An 18,271-nucleotide genomic window follows, 5' to 3' on the forward strand; every position below is an offset into this window, starting at 1 on the left:
CGAGTGTCTAAACTTCAGTTTCAGTCTTTTTCCTGAAATCAGGTTGACATGATACGCATCATATAAGATGCTTTCGCATGATCAATATCATGCGAGAACCCATGACCAGTCGCTCTGATCTCAAAGAAGCTTCACTGCGGCGCATTTTGACGGCGGGGGCATCCCGCCTGCGGACTGAAGGACTTTCCGGTGCCGCCATCGCCCCGGTGATGCAGGATGCGGGGCTGACGCACGGCGCGTTTTACGCACATTTCAACAACAAGGACGAGCTGGCGGCGGCCGCCTTTCGGTTTGCCTTGCTGGACAACCGTCCGCGCTGGATGGGGCAGGCCCGTCAAGAGTCCTGGCCGAGTCGGCTGCTGCGGCTGGGGAAACGCTATCTGGCGACGGCGCATCGCGACGACCTGGCCGACAGTTGTGCGCTAGCCGCGCTGGCGTCGGATGCGGCGAGAAGCAATCCCGGTTTCAAAAAGGTCTACGAGGAAGAGTTGCGCAAATCGTTGTGCGCCATCTGCATTCCTCCTGACGAAGGCAGCCCGATCGATCCGGCACGCCTGGACGATGCGATAGCCTTCATGGCGTTGTGTGTCGGCGGCATTTCGCTGGCCCGCGCGGTGGACGACCCGGTTTTTTCCGGACAAATCCTCACCGTTTGCCGGCAGGCGATCCAGCGTATGGCCACGCCGGACCATGAATCGCCAGGCAACGTGGAGGTGCCCGATCATGGAAAAAACTGAAACGACGGCCCTCGAACAGACGACGATCGATGATTTCCCGCGACGGACCTACGAGAAAATGCGCTACGTCGATACCGACCGCCAACCACGTCAACAACGCCGTCTTTGCCAGCATGCTGGAAACCGGTCGTGTGGAATTGCTCTACAACCCGGATCGGCCATTGGCCGACCCGGAGGGTTCCTTTGTGATTGTTGACGATCATCGATCAGTGAACGGAGGAGCTTGATCATGGATGCCTTGCTGCTGACCCATGCATGCCAATATGTTGGTCCCGGAGCGGTTCCAGTATTACTCCGAGAGCAACACCGGCTGGTTTGTCACGATACCGGCTTTGTCGACCCGGACGTCGCCCGGAATTTTGAAATCGCGCATGCGGGCGCCGTGGCGCTACGCGGGCAAACGCCTGATGCCATTACCGAAGAGTTGAGAGAACGCGGGCTCACGATCGATGCAGTGGTTTCCAACGATGTCTTTCCCAATACGCCGTTGCCAATAGAAGATGTCTCGCTCGAAACCCTGCGCCAGAGTGTGGAGGCCCTGCTGATCTTTCCGTATCGTCTGACGCAACTGCTGTTGCCTCCGATGAAGCTGGCGCATCGCGGCACCTTCGTGTTCATCACTTCCGCGCGTTATCTGCAGCCCGAAGCAGGGTTTTCCGTAGCCACATCGGTGCGTGCCGGGACAACGGCCTTCGCCTTGGCGCTGGCGAAAGAGGCGGCGCCTTTCGGCATACAGGTGAATGTCGTGGCACCGAACTACCTATACAGCGAAGCCTATTACCCACGTGCGCGATTCATCGACGACCCTGCGGGACGCCGGGAAATCGCGAGCAAAGTTCCCATGGGGCGTCTCGGCGAGCCGCAGGAAATCGGGGAATTGATCGCATTCTTGGCATCTGGGCGTTCCCCATTTGCCACCGGACAGGTTGTCAATTTCACCGGCGGATGGCCATAGGTCACCCAAAGTCGCACCGCAAGCAATGAACGTAAACAGGGAAGGACCATGAATTCCCCCGGCGCAGCTGTTCATGTATTCCGCCAAAATAATGCGACGCGCCTCATCACCGAGCGTCCAGTTGGTGCGCAGGCCGGTGTCCAGGAAGAAATCCGGCATGCCGTCGCTCATGGCTGATCGTTGAGCCACCGCCCGAGCATCTGCCGTAGCGCCTCCGCCTTGAACGGCTTCACCAGGTAGTCGTCCATTCCTGCCTGCAGGCACTCGTCGCGATAGCCCGCCATGGCGTGTGCGGTCAGCGCAACCACCGGCGTCCGCTGCGTCCCGCGTAGCTTCTCCGCCTCGCGAATCAGGCGTGTCGCCTCTAAGCCGTCCATTTGCAGCATCTGGCAGTCCATCAGCACCAGGTCGAAGGGTTGGCGTGCCTGCTCGGTCACAGCCTGCTCACCGTCGGGCACCAGCACGACATCGATTCCGTAGTGCTCCAGCGTTGCCCGCGTCACCTCGGCGTTGACCGGGTCATCTTCGGCGATCAGAACACGGCGACCAGCGAAAGACCCGGCGACGGCACGGCGTCTCGCCTCCGCAGGCGCCGTTGCCTCGGGGAGGCGGACTTGGAACCAGAAGCATGAACCCTCACCCGGTGAACTCTGCAGCCCGATCTCGCCGCCCATCAGGCGTACCAGCTCACGAGCGATCGACAGCCCGAGCCCGGTACCACCGAAGCGTCTGGTCGTCCCCTGCTCGGCCTGCGCGAACGCTTCGAAGATCTGTGTCTGCTTGTCCGCCGCGATGCCGATGCCGGTGTCGCGGACGGAGAAACGCAGAGCGCCATCAGACTCACGACAGGCGTCGACGTCGATCGTCCCGTGTGTAGTGAACTTCACCGCGTTCGACACCAGGTTCAACAGCACCTGGCGCAGCCGGACGACGTCGCCAGTCACCCAACGCGGTAGATCCGCCGCCACCGTCACCCGTAGGGTCACGTTCTTGAGCCGCGCCGCCTCGCCGAAGAGATCCTGCAGCTCGCGCAGCATCACCTGCAGATTAAAGCTCGCAGATTCCAGATCCAGCCTCCCCGCCTCGATCTTCGAGAGGTCAAGAATATCGTCGAGCACGCCGAGCAGTGCCCGACCCGAACGCTGGATCGTCCGCGCATAGTGCCGCGCCCGCTCCGCCAGGGGTTCTTGCAGCAGCAGGTCGGCCATGCCGATGACGCCGTTCATCGGCGTCCGGATCTCGTGACTCATGTTGGCCAGAAACACCGACTTGGCCCGGCTTGCCGACTCGGCAGCCTCCTTGGCGGCGATGAGTTGCTGCTCGATCAGTTTACGCTCGCTGACGTCCTGGATGATGCCAACCAGCTTCACGATACGGCCAGCAGAATCCGTGCGCAGGACCTCGGCTCGCACCTCTACCGTCCGCTCGACCCCGTCCGAACGCTGAATGCGGTGCTCGAGCTGCTGCGGAGCCGAGGTTGCCAGGATCTGTTCCAGAGCCGCGGCCAGCCTCGGCCGGTCGTCCACGTGCGTCGCGGCCATGTAGTGGGCAGTAAAGAACGGGGCGAAGCTGCGCGGCCGGTGGCCGCAGATGTGATAGACCTCGTCGCTCCACTCAAGGCGCTCAGTCTGCAGGTCGAATTCCCAGTTGCCAACCTGCGCCATCGCCTGCGCCTCCGCCAGTCTCGTCTGGCTCAACTCTAAGGCAAGCAATGCCCGCTTGCGTTCGCTATCGTCGATGGCGAAGATGTAGGCACCCTGTACCGAGCCGTCCTCTGCCCGGTCGGGCAACAGGTACGAGCGGTCATAGCGGGTACTTCCGTCGGGCATCGGCAGTGCCAGGTCGTATTCGGCGGCCTCTCCCCGCCGTACCTGCTGCAGATGGGGCTCGATCCGGCGATAGGCCTCGTCACCAAGCAGCTCCGGAACGCCCATGCCGCCGACGGCCTCGTCCGTGCGCCCGAAACGCTCCGCGTAGCGCCGGTTCACGAAAGAATAGTGCGGCGTGCTCTCGGTGTAATCGATGTGGGCAATCGCCGCCGGCATGCCATTGACGATGCGATGCAGGCGCTGCTCACCACGCTGTATGCTGGCGCTGGCGGCCACCCGCGCGCGCAGGACGATCCGCGCCGCCATGGCGACGACGACCAGCGATGAGAGCTGGCCGATGAACGCGAGCAGGGCGGCTTCCTCGGCGGGGACCAGGTTCGGCGGCAGCAGTTCGCGCACCGTCGCCCAGTACAGCGCGACGAGCAACAGGATGTCGATGGCGAAGGCAGCCAGCAGCAAGCGCGCCCGGCCGAAGGTGCCAAGCGTCGCCAGCAGCGCGATCAGCCAGGGTACCGCCGCCGACAGGACGCCGCCGGTGGCAAAGGCCCAGACGGCGACATACGCGCTGCCGAGCAGGTTGGTGAGCAGGAGGACTTCGGTCGGACGCGACACGAAGCGGAGGGCAACCGCAGCGCCGACCGGCGTCATGATCGCAACCGCAAAGAGCGTCAGTTCGAGCGTGCTCGGCCGGCTGCGCACGGCGAAGAAGGCGACGAGCAGCAGCGACACCACGGCCGAGATGGTCAGCAGAGAGCGGGCAACAATCCGCGCCCGTGCCGCGACGCGGGCGTCGGCTCGCGGCGGCACCAACCAGTCGATGACGCGCCGGCTGCTCACGCCACAGCCACTGCCAGCCGCTGGCGTTCCCCCCGTTGCGGGGCGGCGAACGGTGCGCCAGGAGGGTGCAGAGGGAGTGGCATGCGACCGAGTATAGGGGCGGCAATCAGCGCCGGTCAACCCGCGATCGGGCGACCACGAATCAGGCCCTGGGAACCTGCGGCACGGCGCCGCAGCGGTCTGCGCCGACGCCCGCCACCCACTCGGTCGGTGACGGAAGCGTCACTGGCAGATGAAGGGGTTTACTGTCAGGGTACGGTACGTAATCGCTTCGTCATCCATTACTTACCATTCGAGAGAGCTCTTCGCCGCCCCGTGCTGGAAGCGGCAAGCCGAGCCGAGGCGGCGGCGCATGCCGACCCGCGCAGCACCTGCTTCCACACGCCTTGCACTATCCCGCTTCACCGGGAGTCCTCTGCCTGCGCCGCTGGTGATGGATCCGTTGGCAGCCGTTCGGCTTCGTTGCTCTCTTTCAGGATCTGGTCGATCTTCTCCTGCAGCGGATCGCCCTGCGTTTGAGGGGGCGATACGACCGGCGCGGGGGTGGCCGGTTCTTCGCGAGGCAGTTGTTTGCGGGCGGGTTTGACAGTCGGTGGTGGTTTGGGTTCGGCGACGGGATCTGGCGACAGCAGGCTGCGGAACCAGGCGCTGACACGCGTCCAAAGACCGGTATCTTCAGGAGCCACGAAGCGCGCGCGAGGATCGATGAGGCGAGCGCGCAAGGCATTCCGGAAAAAATCGCCGACCACCGGCAGCGCACTGTGCGCCCCCTGACCCCAGTAGTCGCTGCGCAGCGTGATGCGATTGTCGTTGAAACCGACCCATGCCCCGGCGACCAACTGCCGGTGCATCAGGATGAACCAGCCGTCCGCGTTGTCCTGCGTCGTACCGGTCTTGCCGGCGACGTCGGCGCGGATGCCATGGCGGCTGCGGATATCCCTGCCCGTGCCACGGTTGATGACGCCGCGCAGGTTGTCGAGCAGAGTGTAGGCGACGTCACGCCCGAGCGCAAGCTCGGGTTCCTGCGGGCTGAATTCTTCGATGACCCGGCCGTCACGGTCTTCGATGCGGCTGACCAGCAGCGGCTCGAGGTAGCCCCCCCCATTCGCGATCGTCCCGTAGGCGGCAACCATTTCCTTGAGGGTGACCGGGCTGGTCCCGAGGGCAAGCGAAGGCACGGCTTCGAGCTTGCTCTGGCGCACTCCCATCTGGCGGGCGAGTCTGGCCACCTTGGCAGGGCCGACTTGCTGGATGAGTTGCGCGGTGATGGTGTTCTTCGAGTAGGCGAGCCCATCGCTCAGGGTCATGGCTTCGCCGCTTGGCGGCGTGCCATCCGCGGGCCGCCAGACCTCGCCGCCGCCGACGTCTATTTCCACCGCCTGATCGATCAATCGGTCGTTCGGGCTGGCGCCCTGGCGGTACGCTTCGCCGTAAACAAAGGGCTTGAAGGTCGAGCCGGGCTGGCGACGCGCCTGTTGTACATGGTCGAAAGCCTCCTCCTCGAAGTCGCGGCTGCCGACCCAGGCCTTGACCTGGCCGTTGCGCGGATCGATGGCCAGGAAACCGATCTGTATCCGCGTCTTTTGCCGCTGCAGTGCCCGCATGAAGTCCTTGTCGGCCTGTTGTTCCTGCATGGCTTGGGCGGGCGTCCGCCCTTTGGCCATGGCGGTGGCGTACTCCGGCGATTCGCGGATGAAGGTCTGGACCAGGCTGGAGTCGGTGCTCCACGCCGAGCGCTTCCCCCATGCCGCGTTGGCGATGTTCTGCAGGCTGTTGCCCTGGCGGGTCACGGCCTGACTGGCCGCTGCCTGCAGCCGGGAATCGATGCTGGTGCGCACCACCAGCCCGTCGCCGTAAATGCTGTAGTCGTTGCGGTCGGCCCAGGCAATCAGCCACTTGCGCAGTTGCCTGGCGAAATGCGGTGCCGGGCCCGGGGGCTCGGTCTGTCGTTCGAAATCGATCCGCAAGGGTTGCTTGCTGAGCGAGTCGAGTTGTGTCGCGGTCAGTTTCCCGCGCTTGAGCATCTGTTTGAGCACCGTGTTGCGGCGCTGCAGGGATCGCTCGGGATTGAGTACCGGATTGTAGTAACTGTTGCCTTTGAGCATGCCGACCAGCGTCGCGCTTTGCAGTACGTCGAGCTGGTCGGCCGAGGTATCGAAATAGGTGCGCGCCGCCATCTCGATGCCGTAGGCGTTGTAGAGGAAGGGCACGCTGTTGAGGTAGGTCTCGAGGATTTCGTCCTTGCTGTGGACGGCCTCGATCTTCAATGCCGTGATCGCCTCCTTGATCTTGCGCGTCAGCGTCGGGGCCCGGCCGATCTCCTCCGGGTAAAGGTTGCGGGCAAGTTGCTGGGTGAGGGTCGAACCCCCCTGGCGATCGCCCCTAAAGCTGTTGATCGCGGCGGCGGCGGTGCGTCGCCAGTCGAGACCGAAATGCGCGTAAAAGCGGTGATCTTCCGTGGCGATCAGGGCGTCGATGACATGGGGCGAAATCCCGGAGAGTGCGACCCATTGCCGGTTGGATTGCTTGAACTCGGTGAGTTTCCTGCCGTCCGCCGAGAGGATCTGGGCCGGTTGTTCCGAGGACGCCTTGCGGATGCTGCTGATGCTTGGCGTGAAGGGAATCAGGATCAGCACATAGAGCAGGAACAGGGCAGGCACTGCCGCCAGCGTCCGGAACAACTCGCGCCGGGTGGGATGGCGGAGGGCGTCGAGCGTGTCGGCGAGGCGGGAGGAAAGGCCCGGGGCAATCCGGGTCAGCGACTGTTCCAGTTCGCCGAGCCGGGAGCGAAGACCGGACCTCTGCTGGATTTCGACGGGCCGGTCACGGCGTAACAGTGGCACCTCGCGCGATCTTTTATCGAGCCGCCCGGCTCGTCACCAAACCCTGGCCTGCTGCCCAGGTAGCGACATCGTCACGTCGTATCGCAGCGGCCATCAGGCCGGGAAAGGCATCCGGGGTACAGGCAAACGAGGGCACACCCAGGGCGGCGAGTTTGCCGGCGAGGTCTCGATCATAGGCAGGCGCACCCTCGTCGCTCAGGGCCAGCAAGGTGATGAACTGCACGCCGCTGTCCACGAGTTCTGCTGCGCGGCGCAGCAGCATCGCCTCGACACCGCCTTCATACAGGTCGGAAATGAGGACCAGAATCGTGTTGCGTGGCTCACGGATGATGGATTGGCAATAGGCAACCGCACCGTTGATGTCGGTGCCACCACCCAGTTGCACACCAAATAACAGTTCCACGGGATCGTCGAGCTGTTCGCTCAGGTCAACCACCGCGGTGTCGAATACCACCAGCCTGGTCGCGACTGCCGGTAAGGTGGCCATCACTGCACCGAAGATGCTGGAATATACCACCGAGGCTGCCATCGAGCCGCTTTGGTCGATGCACAGCACGACCTCGCGTTGTGGCCGACGAGTCTTTCGGCCATAGCCGAGCAGCGTTTCCGGCACGATGGTATGGAACTCGGCCTGCCAGTGTTTCAGGTTGCTCCGTATGGTTCGATTCCAGTCGATCTCGCTGTGGCGCGGCCGGCGATTGCGCTGGCTGCGGTCGAGCGCGCCGCTGATCGCTGCGCGCAAGGGCTCATCCAGGCGCTTCATCAGTTCATCCACCACCTTGCGCACCACCATTCGCGCCGTTTCTTTCGTGCCGGCGGGAATCACCCGTGACAAGGCGATGAGGTTGGCAACCAGATGCACATCGGCTTGAACATTGCACAACATCTCTGGCTGCAACAACATCTCGCGCAGGTTCAAGCGCTCGAGCGCATCGTGCTGCATGACTTGCACCACCGAGGCCGGGAAATACTTGCGGATGTCCCCCAGCCAGCGCGCCACGCTCGGCGCCGAGCCGCCACGTCCGCCACGCCGTTCTTTGGAGCGCATGCCGTCAGGACCCTCGGGGTCATAAAGCGCCGACAGCGCCTTGTCCATTTCGGCCGCCGCGCCAAGCGGGGTACCGCAAGTCGATTCAGCCTCGCGGCCGAGCACCAGCCGCCAGCGTTGCACGCCGCTTTGTGCGCCCGGCGGAATGGAAATTTTTGGGTTCATTGCTGCACTCCCAGCAACTGGCGCAGTAGCGGCAGCGGCAGGGCAGCACGCTCTTCGTTCCAGCCGGCAGGTGGTTTCGGCAAGGCTGCGACCCCCCGGCCCTGTCCGGCACGTTGTGCAAGAGCACTGCGCTCGCTGGCGCTGAAGGTCGAGAAAGTGCGTCGTACCAGAGGCAGCACGCGCACGAAATGTTCTTCGCGCAAGCCCACAAGCCACTCGTCGATCAACCGCCATACGCGCATATCATGGAGAAGCACCAGCGCATTGCGGTTCAGGAACCCCTCCAGCCAGGCTGCTGCTTTGCTCGGCTCAGCCCCCATGGATAGTTCGAAAGACATCGCCTGCGCAACCTGTTCAACGGACCAGACCGCATCGTCGAGCAGCAATCGAACTGCCACGCCTTGCAGCAGTTGCCCGGTGTGGGTGCTGCTTGCGATCTGCTGCAGTGCCTGCCGCCATGCCTGGGTCTCCTCCTGGCCCTGACGCAACGCTACCGCAGTGTGAGCGGCCAGCAATTTCTCGCGCAGGCTCTGAGCGGCCGCATCGTCCACGTTACGGCAAGCCAGGGGCATGGCGATTGCGGTGCGTACGATCAGGCCGTCCAGAACCTGCGCGACCATCGCCGCATCGGTCTGACGCACGTTGCCGTAGCGGAACACATTTGCCAAAGGCGGCAAGGTGGCCAATAACTGCAGCACATCGCCGGTGAGCGCCGCTCTGCTTTGCAGCGCCTGCGTGACCGCTGGCACTGCAGCGTCCAGGTCGGCCAGCAGGACTTGATCGACCAGGGCGGCCAGTTCGGCCAGATCACTGATGCGCCCGACCTTGTCGATCACCAAAGCGGTGGCAGCCTGGACCAGTGTCTGCCCCCACTGGCTGGCCTCAATCAGTTGCAACAGGAACTCGGGCTGCCACTGCAGTATCCACACTTCGTGGAAAGTGCCCTGCGAGCGGCCTACTTTGGCCAACTCACCCCAGGGTACATCGAGCAGCCGCAAGCGGTGCAGCAGATGGCTGCGGGCCAGGTCGTTGCTGTTGCGCAAATCCAGATCGAGCGTGCGCTGGACGGCCTCCGGCTTGAGCCGCAAGGTTTTCTGCGCCTGCTCCAGATCACGCTGCAGGGGTACGGTGGGTACGTCGGCAGGCACGCTGCCCAGTCGGTCACCCACCACCAGTTCGTCGGCGATGAAATGCAGCAGCGAATCGTCCCCCATGGCAAAGACCGAGCGCGTGGCCTCCTGCAATTCTTCCAGTCCGGCAGCGGGACGCTCGCGCATGGCTGCAAGCGCATCCGCCAGGCGTGTGGCTTCGATCAGGTGCGCCGACGAGCAGTCCAGATCCCGTTCGCGCATCAGCCGCGCCACGCGTGCTAACCACCCGACCGTGCGCAGCTGCGGGAGATGCTGGCTGCGCCACAAATGCTCATACCAGCCAGGCGAAACAATGCCGGCACCATAGCCGCTGCTGCGCGTGAGGTGCCGGTAGGTCCACGGCACCCAGGTGGACTGCACCTTGACCCTGGGCAGACCCTTGAGCAAGGCCTGATCGGCTTTCACTGTGACGGACGACGTCTGCAAAGCACGCAAGTGCCAGGCGCCACAGACCACCGCAATGCGCTCCGCGCCTGTTTTTTGTGCCTCGCGCAGGCACTGGCGCATGTGCGCTTCGCGCAGTACCTCGCGCTGCGACTCCTGTGGGTCATCGCGCTGCTCACCCCACTCTGCCCGCAAGGCGGTCATGGCTTCGGCGACCGCGGCAAAAAGTTGTTCGCCGTCGCCGCGCTCCTCCACCATGTGATTCCACCAGCTTTCGCCATCGGCATAACCGGCGGCATGCGCCAGCCAGTTCAGCGGGTCGCCCGCACGGTCGTCATCGCTGGCTGCCGGGTTCGCCGGTGCGCCGGCTTCTTCGCTGGTTGCATCCTGCCGGTGGTCTTGCGCAGCGTGAGCTTCTGCGTGCGCGGGTTCTGGAGACGCCTCGTCCGCTTGCCGGCGTGCCTTTTGCAATGCCAGGCCATTGGCCATCGGCAGGTCCATGAAGCGTACCGGCACGGCATGCAATACCGCCCAGCGTATCGCCTGCCACTCCGGCGAAAACTCGGCGAAAGGGTGATACACCGCCAGTTGTGGATCGTCGGGACAATAACTCAGCAAAGCCACCGGTGGCTGCATGCCCTCGGCCAGCACGGCCGGCAGCAAGCCCTCGCTTTCCGGCGGACCCTCGATCAGGATGCAATCGGGTCGCAGTGCATCAAACGCGCGCACCAGGCTGCGAGCACAACCGGGGCCGTGGTGACGTATGCCAAAAAGATGCGGTGCAGCCATTGCGGTGGCGCTCAGGTTTGCTGGTCGCGGCAGGCTCGGTACAGATCCTTCCAGTCGGCGCGTTCTTTCACCACCGTTTCCAGATACTCGTTCCATACGATATTGTCCTGGATCGGATCCTTCACCACTGCACCGATCAGGCCGGAGGCGAGGTCATGCGGGCGCATGACGCCATCGCCGAAATGGCCGGCCAGCGCCATACCGCTGTTGATGACCGAGATGGCCTCGGCGGTCGATAGCGTCGAGGTGGGCGACTTGACCTGCGTTCTTTCATCGGCGGTCCGGCCACTGCGCAGTTCCCGAAATATCTGCACCAGGCGCCGGACTTCCTTGAGCGCCGGCGGCTCTGTCGGCAGTTGCAGGGCACGGCCCATTTCGGCTACCCGTTTGACGACGATCGAGACTTCTTCGTCTTCACTGGCGGGCACCGGCAGCACCACCGTATTGAAACGCCGCTTGAGCGCCGAAGACAGCTCGTTGACCCCCTTGTCGCGGTTGTTGGCGGTGGCGATGACGTTGAAGCCATGCCTTGCCTGAACCTCGCTGTTGAGTTCGGGGATGGGCAGGGATTTCTCCGACAGGATGGTGATCAGCGTATCCTGCACATCCGCGGGGATGCGGGTGAGTTCTTCGACACGGGCGATCTTGCCGGTTTGCATGGCATTCATCAGAGGACTGGAAACCAGGGCTTGTTCAGAAGGTCCGTGCGCCAGCAACTGCGCGTAATTCCAGCCGTAACGCAATTGTTCTTCACTGGTGCCCGCCGTGCCCTGGATGAGCAGCGTCGAATCGCCGCTGATGGCCGCGGCCAGGTGTTCCGATACCCACGACTTGGCGGTGCCGGGCACACCGTAAAGCAACAAGGCCCGGTCGGTTGCCAACGTTGCCACGGCAATTTCCATCAGGCGCTGATTGCCAATGTATTTGGCGCTGATCGTGAAACCGCTGTCGAGCTTGCCACCCATCAGGTAGGTGATGACGGCCCACGGCGACAGCTCCCAGTTTTGCGGGCGGGCTCGCGTGTCGTGTTTCTTCAGTTCCGACAGTTCTTCGGAAAATTGTCTCTCGGCATGTTCGCGGATGGCAGTGGATGCGGTCATGGTGTCCTCGGATTCGAGCAATACGTTAACAATTCAGGGCTTGCCGGGTGGCGATGATCTGTCGGAGGGTATGCCACAATTCTGGCAACGCAGGCTTGCCGGCAGCTTCGCCGGAGATCCCCGGCAGCTGCTCCAGCGCCGCACCCTGCAATACACAGCAAAGCTCCGGCAGGGCGGAACGCAGCGCGTAATCGTTGCTGAAGTCGGCATGCTGTCCGACCGCTTCGGCAACCGCACTGGCGACGGCCAGCGACAGACTGGCTGACAGGCATTCACCGGGTGGGCAGGCCTGCAGCAGTTGATGAACCAACGCTTGCAACCGGGATTTGCCCTCCTTCAACTGTTTTTCCCAATAGCGCTCGCGTCGCGCCAGGGGCAACAAGGCGAGAATGGCCAGGTAATGGTCGGCAGACAGTGTCTTCGGGGAGTGGTCCAGCAAGGCTTCGCACCAGGCTACCTCCGGTTCGACCGCCAGCGCTTCGCGCCATGCCCGCAGCAGGGCATCCGCCCAGTCACTGGAAATCGCCCAATCGACCAGATCGCCAGGGTTCATGCCGGTATATCGGACCCACCAGGCCAGTGGTACCTGCCGGGCCACTTGAAACAGCCACCAGGCCCGTTCGCCCAGCGCGTCGTGGGTCGGCCGTGTCGCTTCAATGCCATCGGCTTTCCATTCATCCGCCACGGCGGATGGCGCGTCAAGCCGCCAGCGTTTGCGCAACAACACTCTTTCCTGCCGTAACAGCGCCTGCATGCGCTGCTGTGCCCGTTGCACATGGGCACAGTCGGGCAGTCGCTGCAACAGACCCAGCGTCACCTGTTTCACCTCGCGGCTACGGTCTCTTCGCAAACTGTCGAGAAGCGCTTCATCGTCCATCGACAAGCCGGTTGCCAGCTCGCCTATCAGTTCGGCACGTTCGCGCGCAGGCAATTCGCCGAGGATTCCGGTCAGCCGTTCACGCGCCGCGGAAGGATTGCGCCGGCGCTCCTCGCGCAACAGCTCTCGCCGTTGCGCCAGACTGCCTTCAGTCCAGCGCACTTCTTCAGCCGCCGCGGCCTCAACGCCAAAAGCATAGTTCCAGGCGGCATTCTGCCCCGCCAGCCAGACACCGCGCTCACCCAGAACGGGCTGCAATGATTCGCGCAAAGCCACCGAGCGGCGGCCTTGCTCCAGTGCCAATGGCAGCAGATCGATCGGCAAGCGACGGCCCTTTCTGGCAAGCGACTGGAAAACAAGCAGTAGCAGGCGTTGCGGCCCGTCGCGCAGTGCCCAGGCCAACAAGAGCACGGCGGAAGCGTTGTCCACCGTGGGCAGCACTTCCCTGGCCGCGGCAGCCGGCACGGGCTCCGGCCAGGCCGTACCCTGTACGCCGGCCTGAGCACAGGTAGCCAAGACGGCGGCCATTTGCAGCACACATTGGGCGGGATGGTCGCCAAGCACGGCAAGCTCTGCGAGCAGATCACCGATCGCTCCACCAGGCTCGGGCAGCACGGGAGCCTGCCGTTCGGTACCGACCATGGCCACCGGCAGCAATGCGGCCCAGGTACTCACTCCGGACTCCTTTGCCACAGCCCATCGATACCCCATGCACTGAGCGGCCGCAGCGCCAGTCCATCCCATTCGCCCATCATCACGAGCGGATGACCGCCACTGTAGGCCAGCAATCTCCAGGTGTCGGCATCGCCCAGATGCAGCGCCACGGTTTGACCTTCGACCATCAGAAAAGTCTGGTCACCGGCTCGCAGAGGGACAGCCGCGGGCAAAACCATCGGGTGCAAACGAACCCAGGGGCTGCTTGCGACACGTTCGGCCACCGTCCGCCACTCGGCGCTCGAGGTCGAATCCGGCCATCGGGTCTGTACGCTTGCCGTCACCTCGGCAACCAGTGCTCGTAGCATGCTGGTACCAGGAAAATAGGCCAGGGTTGCTTCGACAGTGGAGCCGTTCAGCCAGGACTGCTCGAATCCCTTGCCGGCAAAGGCATGCTCCAGCAGCAAGGCGCGTCGGCCACTGTTTCTGCCATGCAACCACACCCGCCGTTCCGTCAGGTGGTCTTCGTTTTCTTCCCTGATTTGTCCCAATACGGTCCACTGGTCGGCCAGACGTTTTCCTGTGCTCAGGACCTCGGATTTGTCATACGGCCACCCCGCGATGGTGCGAAGTTCGGCCTGCATCTCCGGGGATAAGTCTGCACGGCGCCGAATGGCGGCGCACAACAAATACAACAGGCCGAGGCGATGCAACAGCCGCTCAGGCCAGTCTGTGCCCCGGCGGATGCCATGCGCTGCCTCCCGCACTCTCGACGCCAGTCCGGCAGCCTGCGCATCCACCATGCGCGCGGCCATGGTATGCCATCCACCGAGCTGCTCATCGCCGATGGCGCCCAGCCCGCGGCCGATCTGGTCGTACAGCCATGCCTGCAGCTCGGTCGCCGCACCTTCGATGCGGCTCCAGCGCTGAGCCTGGCGTTTCAGATCGCGCTTCCCGGCGATTTCGGGATCGACAGGAGTGGTTGCCTCTGCGCGCTGCTTTTCCTCCTTCTTCCGTTCCTTCCCGGCGCGGGTGCTCAGCCATTCGCTGACCCAGGCCGGGGCGTCGGTCTGGGTGAATAGTTCCTCCTGTCTGGCACGCAGCAACAGCAGCGCCAGAGCATGCTTGCAGGGAAACTTGCGGCTGGAACAGCTACAACGAAATACCGGGGTGGCGCCGGTGATGTCGACTTGTGTCTGGTACGGTTTTGATCCGCTGCCTTGACATGCCCCCCATACGGCGACATCGTTCGCACCCAGGACCGGCCACCGGGCCGGCATCACCAGCGCGCGCGCCGCAGTCGCCGACGACGCATCCGGCGCCAGCGCCAGCACGGCCTCTGCACCGATGACGGTCAAAGCGCAGGCTCCCGGATCACTGCTTCGCGAATACCCATCTGATCCTCAGGTCATCAAGCGCTCTGAAGCCGTTCATGTCCAGGCTGTTGATGAACCTCGTCATGGCTGTGTTCTCCAGAAACCGTTTGGGAAGGATGACATTATATTCTTGCTATTCTTGCATGCCGCTACGCGCGTTCATGAGCTCCGAGGGCAGCTGGCCGCCAACGGCCGGGTCAGTGGCTGGCGGTGTGCCGGGACTGGTGGCGGCGGGCGCCACTTTCGGCAGCACGATGTCGAAGCGGGCCCCCTGCCCCGGCTGGCCATGCACGTCGAGGGTGCCGCCGAGGACGCTGCTGACCAGGTTATGGCTGATGTACAGCCCGAGGCCGCTGCCGCCGCTGTCCATCCGGGTGGTGAAGAAGGGATCGAAGATGCGATCCCGCACGCTGTCGGCGATTCCCTTGCCGTCGTCGCTGTAGCACAGCCGGATGCGCTCGCCGTCGATCTCGCCGGCCGCGAGCCTGATCAGGCCGCGATCGACGCCGTCGAAACCGTGCAGCAGAGAGTTGCTGACCAGATTGACGATCACCTGCTCGAGCGGGCCGGGATAGCTGTCGAGCCGCAGACCGGCGGGAATGTCCAGCTCGACGCGATGCTGGCGACCCTTGAACAGCGGGCGCAGGCTGGCGAGCAGATCTTCGACCGTCTGGCGCAGGTCGAAGACGCGGCGGCGGATGCTCGCCTGATCGATGGCCACCTGCTTGAACTGACTGATCAGCTCGGCCGCGCGCACGGTGTTTTGGTCGAGCAGCCGGGCGGCCTCCTGGCAACGGTCGAGGAAGGTGGCCAGTTGCGAGCGACGCAGCGGGCCGGATTCGCAAGCGTGGGCGAACTCCCTCACCCGCTCCGCCAGTACACCCGCGACCACGCGGGCATTGCCGAGCGGGGTGTTGAGTTCGTGCGCGACGCCGGCGACCAGCTGGCCCAGGGCCGCCAGCTTTTCACTCCGCATCAGCTGGCGCATGGCCTGCCGCAACTCGGCGGTGCGCTCGCCAACGAGAGTCTCGAGGTTCTGCCGATGCTTCTGCAATTCGGCTTCCACACGCTTGCGCTCACTGATGTCGCGCACGAAGGCGATGCTGTATGCCTCACCGCCGTACTCGAAATAACTGGCCGAGAGCTCGACCGGCAAGATTGAACCGTCCTTGCGGCGGCGCTCACTCTCGCTGGTCAGCGAGCCAGCCGCCCGCAGCGTCTGCCAGTGCGCCTGCCATCGCATCTCCGGGTCGGGCCGCGGATCGACATCGACCACGCGCATCTGCAGCAGCTCATCGCGGTGGTAACCGAGGATGCGGCACATTTCCCGATTGGCGTAAAGGTAGCGGCCATCGGCCCTCGCCCAGGCGATCGCCACCGAAGCACGATCGATGGCGAAACGGCTGAGCTGCAGCTCCTCTTCCGCGAGCTTGCGGGCGTGGATGTCGACATGCGTGCCGACCACCCTCAGCGCCCGTTGCTTGGCGTCGCGCTGGCTGACCTTGCCGCGGCCGTTGATCCATTTCCAGTCACCGCTGCTGGTGCGCATGCGGAACTCGATGCTGAAGTTGCTGCTATGGCCGTCGAGGTGGGCCGCGATCGCTGCTTCGGCCGCCGGCAGGTCGTCCGGGTGGACGCGGTCGCGCCAGGCCGCGTAACTGGCAGGGAACTCACCCGGAGTGTAGCCGAGCATGGTGTACCAGCGGTCACTGAAGTACAGCTCGCCGGTCGCCAGTTGCCAGTCCCAGATACCGTCGCTGGTGGCTTCCATGACCAGACGCAGACGCTCCTCGCTGGCGCGCAGGGCGAGGTCGGAACGAGCGGATTGGCCAACGGGCTTTTTCATCTGGCGCCTGCTGGCGACTTGCCCGGAGCCTGCCACCGCACGGGCGCATGCCGTTGCCGAATGCCTCGCCGACCCGCTCGTGGCACCTGGCGCATGCGTCTCAGCCTTGCTGCTCGATCCATGCAATCCTTTCGGCGGCTGTCTGCCAGGAGGCGTCGTGCAACAGCGTATGGCCGGCGCGCGGAATCACGACCACCTCGGCACGCCGGCGGGCGGCCGTGGCGTAGCCGCTAGGGATGAACAGCAGCCTCGGCAGGCGCTGGCGGCCGACAGCCGGCTGGTGCAGGGGATGGATTCGTCGCAATTTCATGGTTGCTGGCAGCAGTGCAGGGCAGTTTGCGCCAACGCCGCGGTTGCACGGCGAGGACGCGTCCGGCTACAGTATCGCAGGCTGTGCCCGCAGTCGGCAAGGCGAACCAGGATGCGAAGGAATGTGTGGGTCGTTGAGCCTTGTTCGCTGGAGATGCGTCGACATCGCTGATCACCCGCCCCACACCCGAACCCGAGATCAGGCGGTCTGAGGATGGGGGCCGGAGGGCCTTGAAATCCGCCTCCCTGGATCGTGCCGACTGCCGACCCGCCTTTTTGATTCCTGCCCTTCTGTGCTACTGTTGGTTCGCGCCGCACGACAGGGAGGTCAGGCCCGTGGTCTGACGGGCCTTGCCTTTTCGGCGCTGCCGGAGCGTGCGCCCCGAGGGCGAATTGCTCCCCGGTGGTGCTGGCAATCGTAACTGGAGACCCCCGCAATGCCGCCCAATGACCTCCCGATCTTTCAAGCTCTGAGCGGGGTTTACGAGCCGTCCGGCATTCAGCAGCTCGCCGATGGCCGTTTTCTCGTGGTCGAGGACGAACAGCGGCATGCGCTGAGTCTCCTCGGCATCCGTGATGGCCAGGTCAGTCACACCGCCCTGAACGCCCCATTCTGGTCGTGGGGAAACGACGATTTCTGGAAACTGGACGACCTCGAAGGCGTCACCGCCGACAGAGCGGGCAACATCTACGCCATCACCTCGCATTCCCGTGACAGCGACGGCAACGAGCGGAAATCCAGGGAAAGACTGGTGCGCTTCCGCATCGAAGGCGACCAGGTCGTCGATCCGAGGGTGGTCGGCAACCTGAAGCGCCACCTGATCGCCGCCCACCCGGAACTGGCTGCTTATGCCGCGATACGCGAGGTCAAGCGCGAGGGTGGGTTGAACATCGAGGCGCTGGAAATGAGCGCCGACCAGAGGCGCCTGCTGATGGGATTTCGCAGTCCACTCCTCGACGGGCGGGCGATCATCGCCAGCATCGAGAATCCCGGCGCCCTCTTCGACGCCGACGAGCGGCCGCGGATCGGCGTCCCGCTGACGACGCTCGATCTTGGCGGCAACGGCATTCGCGGCCTGTCCTGGGTGCCCGATCTGGCGGGATATCTGGTCATCGCCGGTCCCGTCGCCCGCGAACGGCTTGAATTCCAGCTCTGGTTCTGGCGTGGGGGCGGCGCGGATCGCCCGCGCCGGGTCAGCGTTGCCGGTCTGCCCGGCTTCGAGCACGCCGAGGGAGTCAGCCCGGCGGTCATTGATGGCCGGAAGTGCATCATCCTCGTCAGCGACGACGGCAGCCGGGACGAAGGCCGCTGCGCGCGCTTCCTGATCTTGCGGCCGGACCAACTGAGGATTGCGGACTGAACGCGACGGC

At 64.2% G+C, this 18,271-nt stretch carries 12 protein-coding genes and 1 pseudogene; 4 read left to right on the top strand and 9 right to left on the bottom strand.

From position 1 onward, the window contains the following. Positions 1–101: 101 nt before the first annotated feature. The 3 genes and pseudogenes from AW06_RS16355 (at position 102) to AW06_RS16360 (ending at position 1,692) form a co-directional block, all read left to right on the top strand. Entirely contained in the window at positions 102–737 is a 636-nt protein-coding gene (locus AW06_RS16355; RefSeq protein WP_273704809.1) for a TetR/AcrR family transcriptional regulator, read from the top strand. After that, positions 724–928: pseudogene (locus tag AW06_RS21020) on the top strand (acyl-CoA thioesterase); the annotation flags it as partial. The gene AW06_RS16355 and the pseudogene AW06_RS21020, both read left to right, overlap by 14 nt. A gap of 38 nt (positions 929–966) precedes the next feature. Further along, positions 967–1,692, top strand: a complete 726-nt coding sequence (locus AW06_RS16360) for an SDR family oxidoreductase (RefSeq protein WP_034952201.1) — start codon at positions 967–969, stop codon at positions 1,690–1,692. Between the two features lie 167 nt (positions 1,693–1,859). On the opposite strand, the gene AW06_RS21025 is transcribed toward AW06_RS16360, so the two are convergent. The 9 genes from AW06_RS21025 to AW06_RS16405 form a co-directional block, all read right to left on the bottom strand. Further along, positions 1,860–4,358 carry an ATP-binding protein gene (locus tag AW06_RS21025; RefSeq protein ID WP_273704810.1) on the bottom strand — a complete coding sequence of 833 codons (2,499 nt, stop codon included), beginning with the start codon at positions 4,356–4,358 and terminating at the stop codon, positions 1,860–1,862. A gap of 401 nt (positions 4,359–4,759) precedes the next feature. Further along, complete coding sequence (locus AW06_RS16370; protein WP_273704820.1) at positions 4,760–7,108, bottom strand: transglycosylase domain-containing protein; 2,349 nt, start codon at positions 7,106–7,108, stop codon at positions 4,760–4,762. Between the two features lie 106 nt (positions 7,109–7,214). Then, positions 7,215–8,414 carry a VWA domain-containing protein gene (locus tag AW06_RS16375; RefSeq protein ID WP_273704811.1) on the bottom strand — a complete coding sequence of 400 codons (1,200 nt, stop codon included), beginning with the start codon at positions 8,412–8,414 and terminating at the stop codon, positions 7,215–7,217. Further along, the gene (locus tag AW06_RS16380) at positions 8,411–10,738 is read right to left on the bottom strand and encodes a DUF5682 family protein (RefSeq protein ID WP_034952204.1); all 2,328 of its coding nucleotides are present in this window, start codon (positions 10,736–10,738) and stop codon (positions 8,411–8,413) included. The genes AW06_RS16375 and AW06_RS16380 overlap by 4 nt, the downstream gene beginning before the upstream one ends. An 11-nt stretch (positions 10,739–10,749) precedes the next feature. After that, the gene (locus AW06_RS16385; RefSeq protein WP_034952299.1) at positions 10,750–11,838 is read right to left on the bottom strand and encodes an AAA family ATPase; all 1,089 of its coding nucleotides are present in this window, start codon (positions 11,836–11,838) and stop codon (positions 10,750–10,752) included. A 25-nt stretch (positions 11,839–11,863) separates the two neighbouring features. Further along, positions 11,864–13,390 carry a DUF5691 domain-containing protein gene (locus tag AW06_RS16390; protein WP_273704812.1) on the bottom strand — a complete coding sequence of 509 codons (1,527 nt, stop codon included), beginning with the start codon at positions 13,388–13,390 and terminating at the stop codon, positions 11,864–11,866. After that, positions 13,387–14,727 (bottom strand): SWIM zinc finger family protein, encoded by a 1,341-nt coding sequence (locus AW06_RS16395; protein WP_273704813.1) that lies wholly within the window; start codon positions 14,725–14,727, stop codon positions 13,387–13,389. Before AW06_RS16395 ends, AW06_RS16390 begins: the two co-directional genes overlap by 4 nt. 151 nt (positions 14,728–14,878) lie before the next feature. After that, positions 14,879–16,591 carry a PAS domain-containing sensor histidine kinase gene (locus tag AW06_RS21030; RefSeq protein WP_138678221.1) on the bottom strand — a complete coding sequence of 571 codons (1,713 nt, stop codon included), beginning with the start codon at positions 16,589–16,591 and terminating at the stop codon, positions 14,879–14,881. 100 nt (positions 16,592–16,691) lie between these two features. Continuing rightward, positions 16,692–16,901 carry a hypothetical protein gene (locus tag AW06_RS16405; protein WP_034952207.1) on the bottom strand — a complete coding sequence of 70 codons (210 nt, stop codon included), beginning with the start codon at positions 16,899–16,901 and terminating at the stop codon, positions 16,692–16,694. 436 nt (positions 16,902–17,337) lie between these two features. On the opposite strand from AW06_RS16405, the gene AW06_RS16410 reads away from it, so the two are divergent. Then, on the top strand, positions 17,338–18,261 hold the full coding sequence (locus AW06_RS16410; protein ID WP_034952210.1) for a DUF3616 domain-containing protein: 924 nt from the start codon (positions 17,338–17,340) through the stop codon (positions 18,259–18,261). Positions 18,262–18,271: the final 10 nt, after the last annotated feature.

The sequence above is a fragment of the Candidatus Accumulibacter cognatus genome (assembly GCF_000584975.1).
GTDB classification, from domain to species: Bacteria; Pseudomonadota; Gammaproteobacteria; order Burkholderiales; family Rhodocyclaceae; genus Accumulibacter; species Accumulibacter cognatus.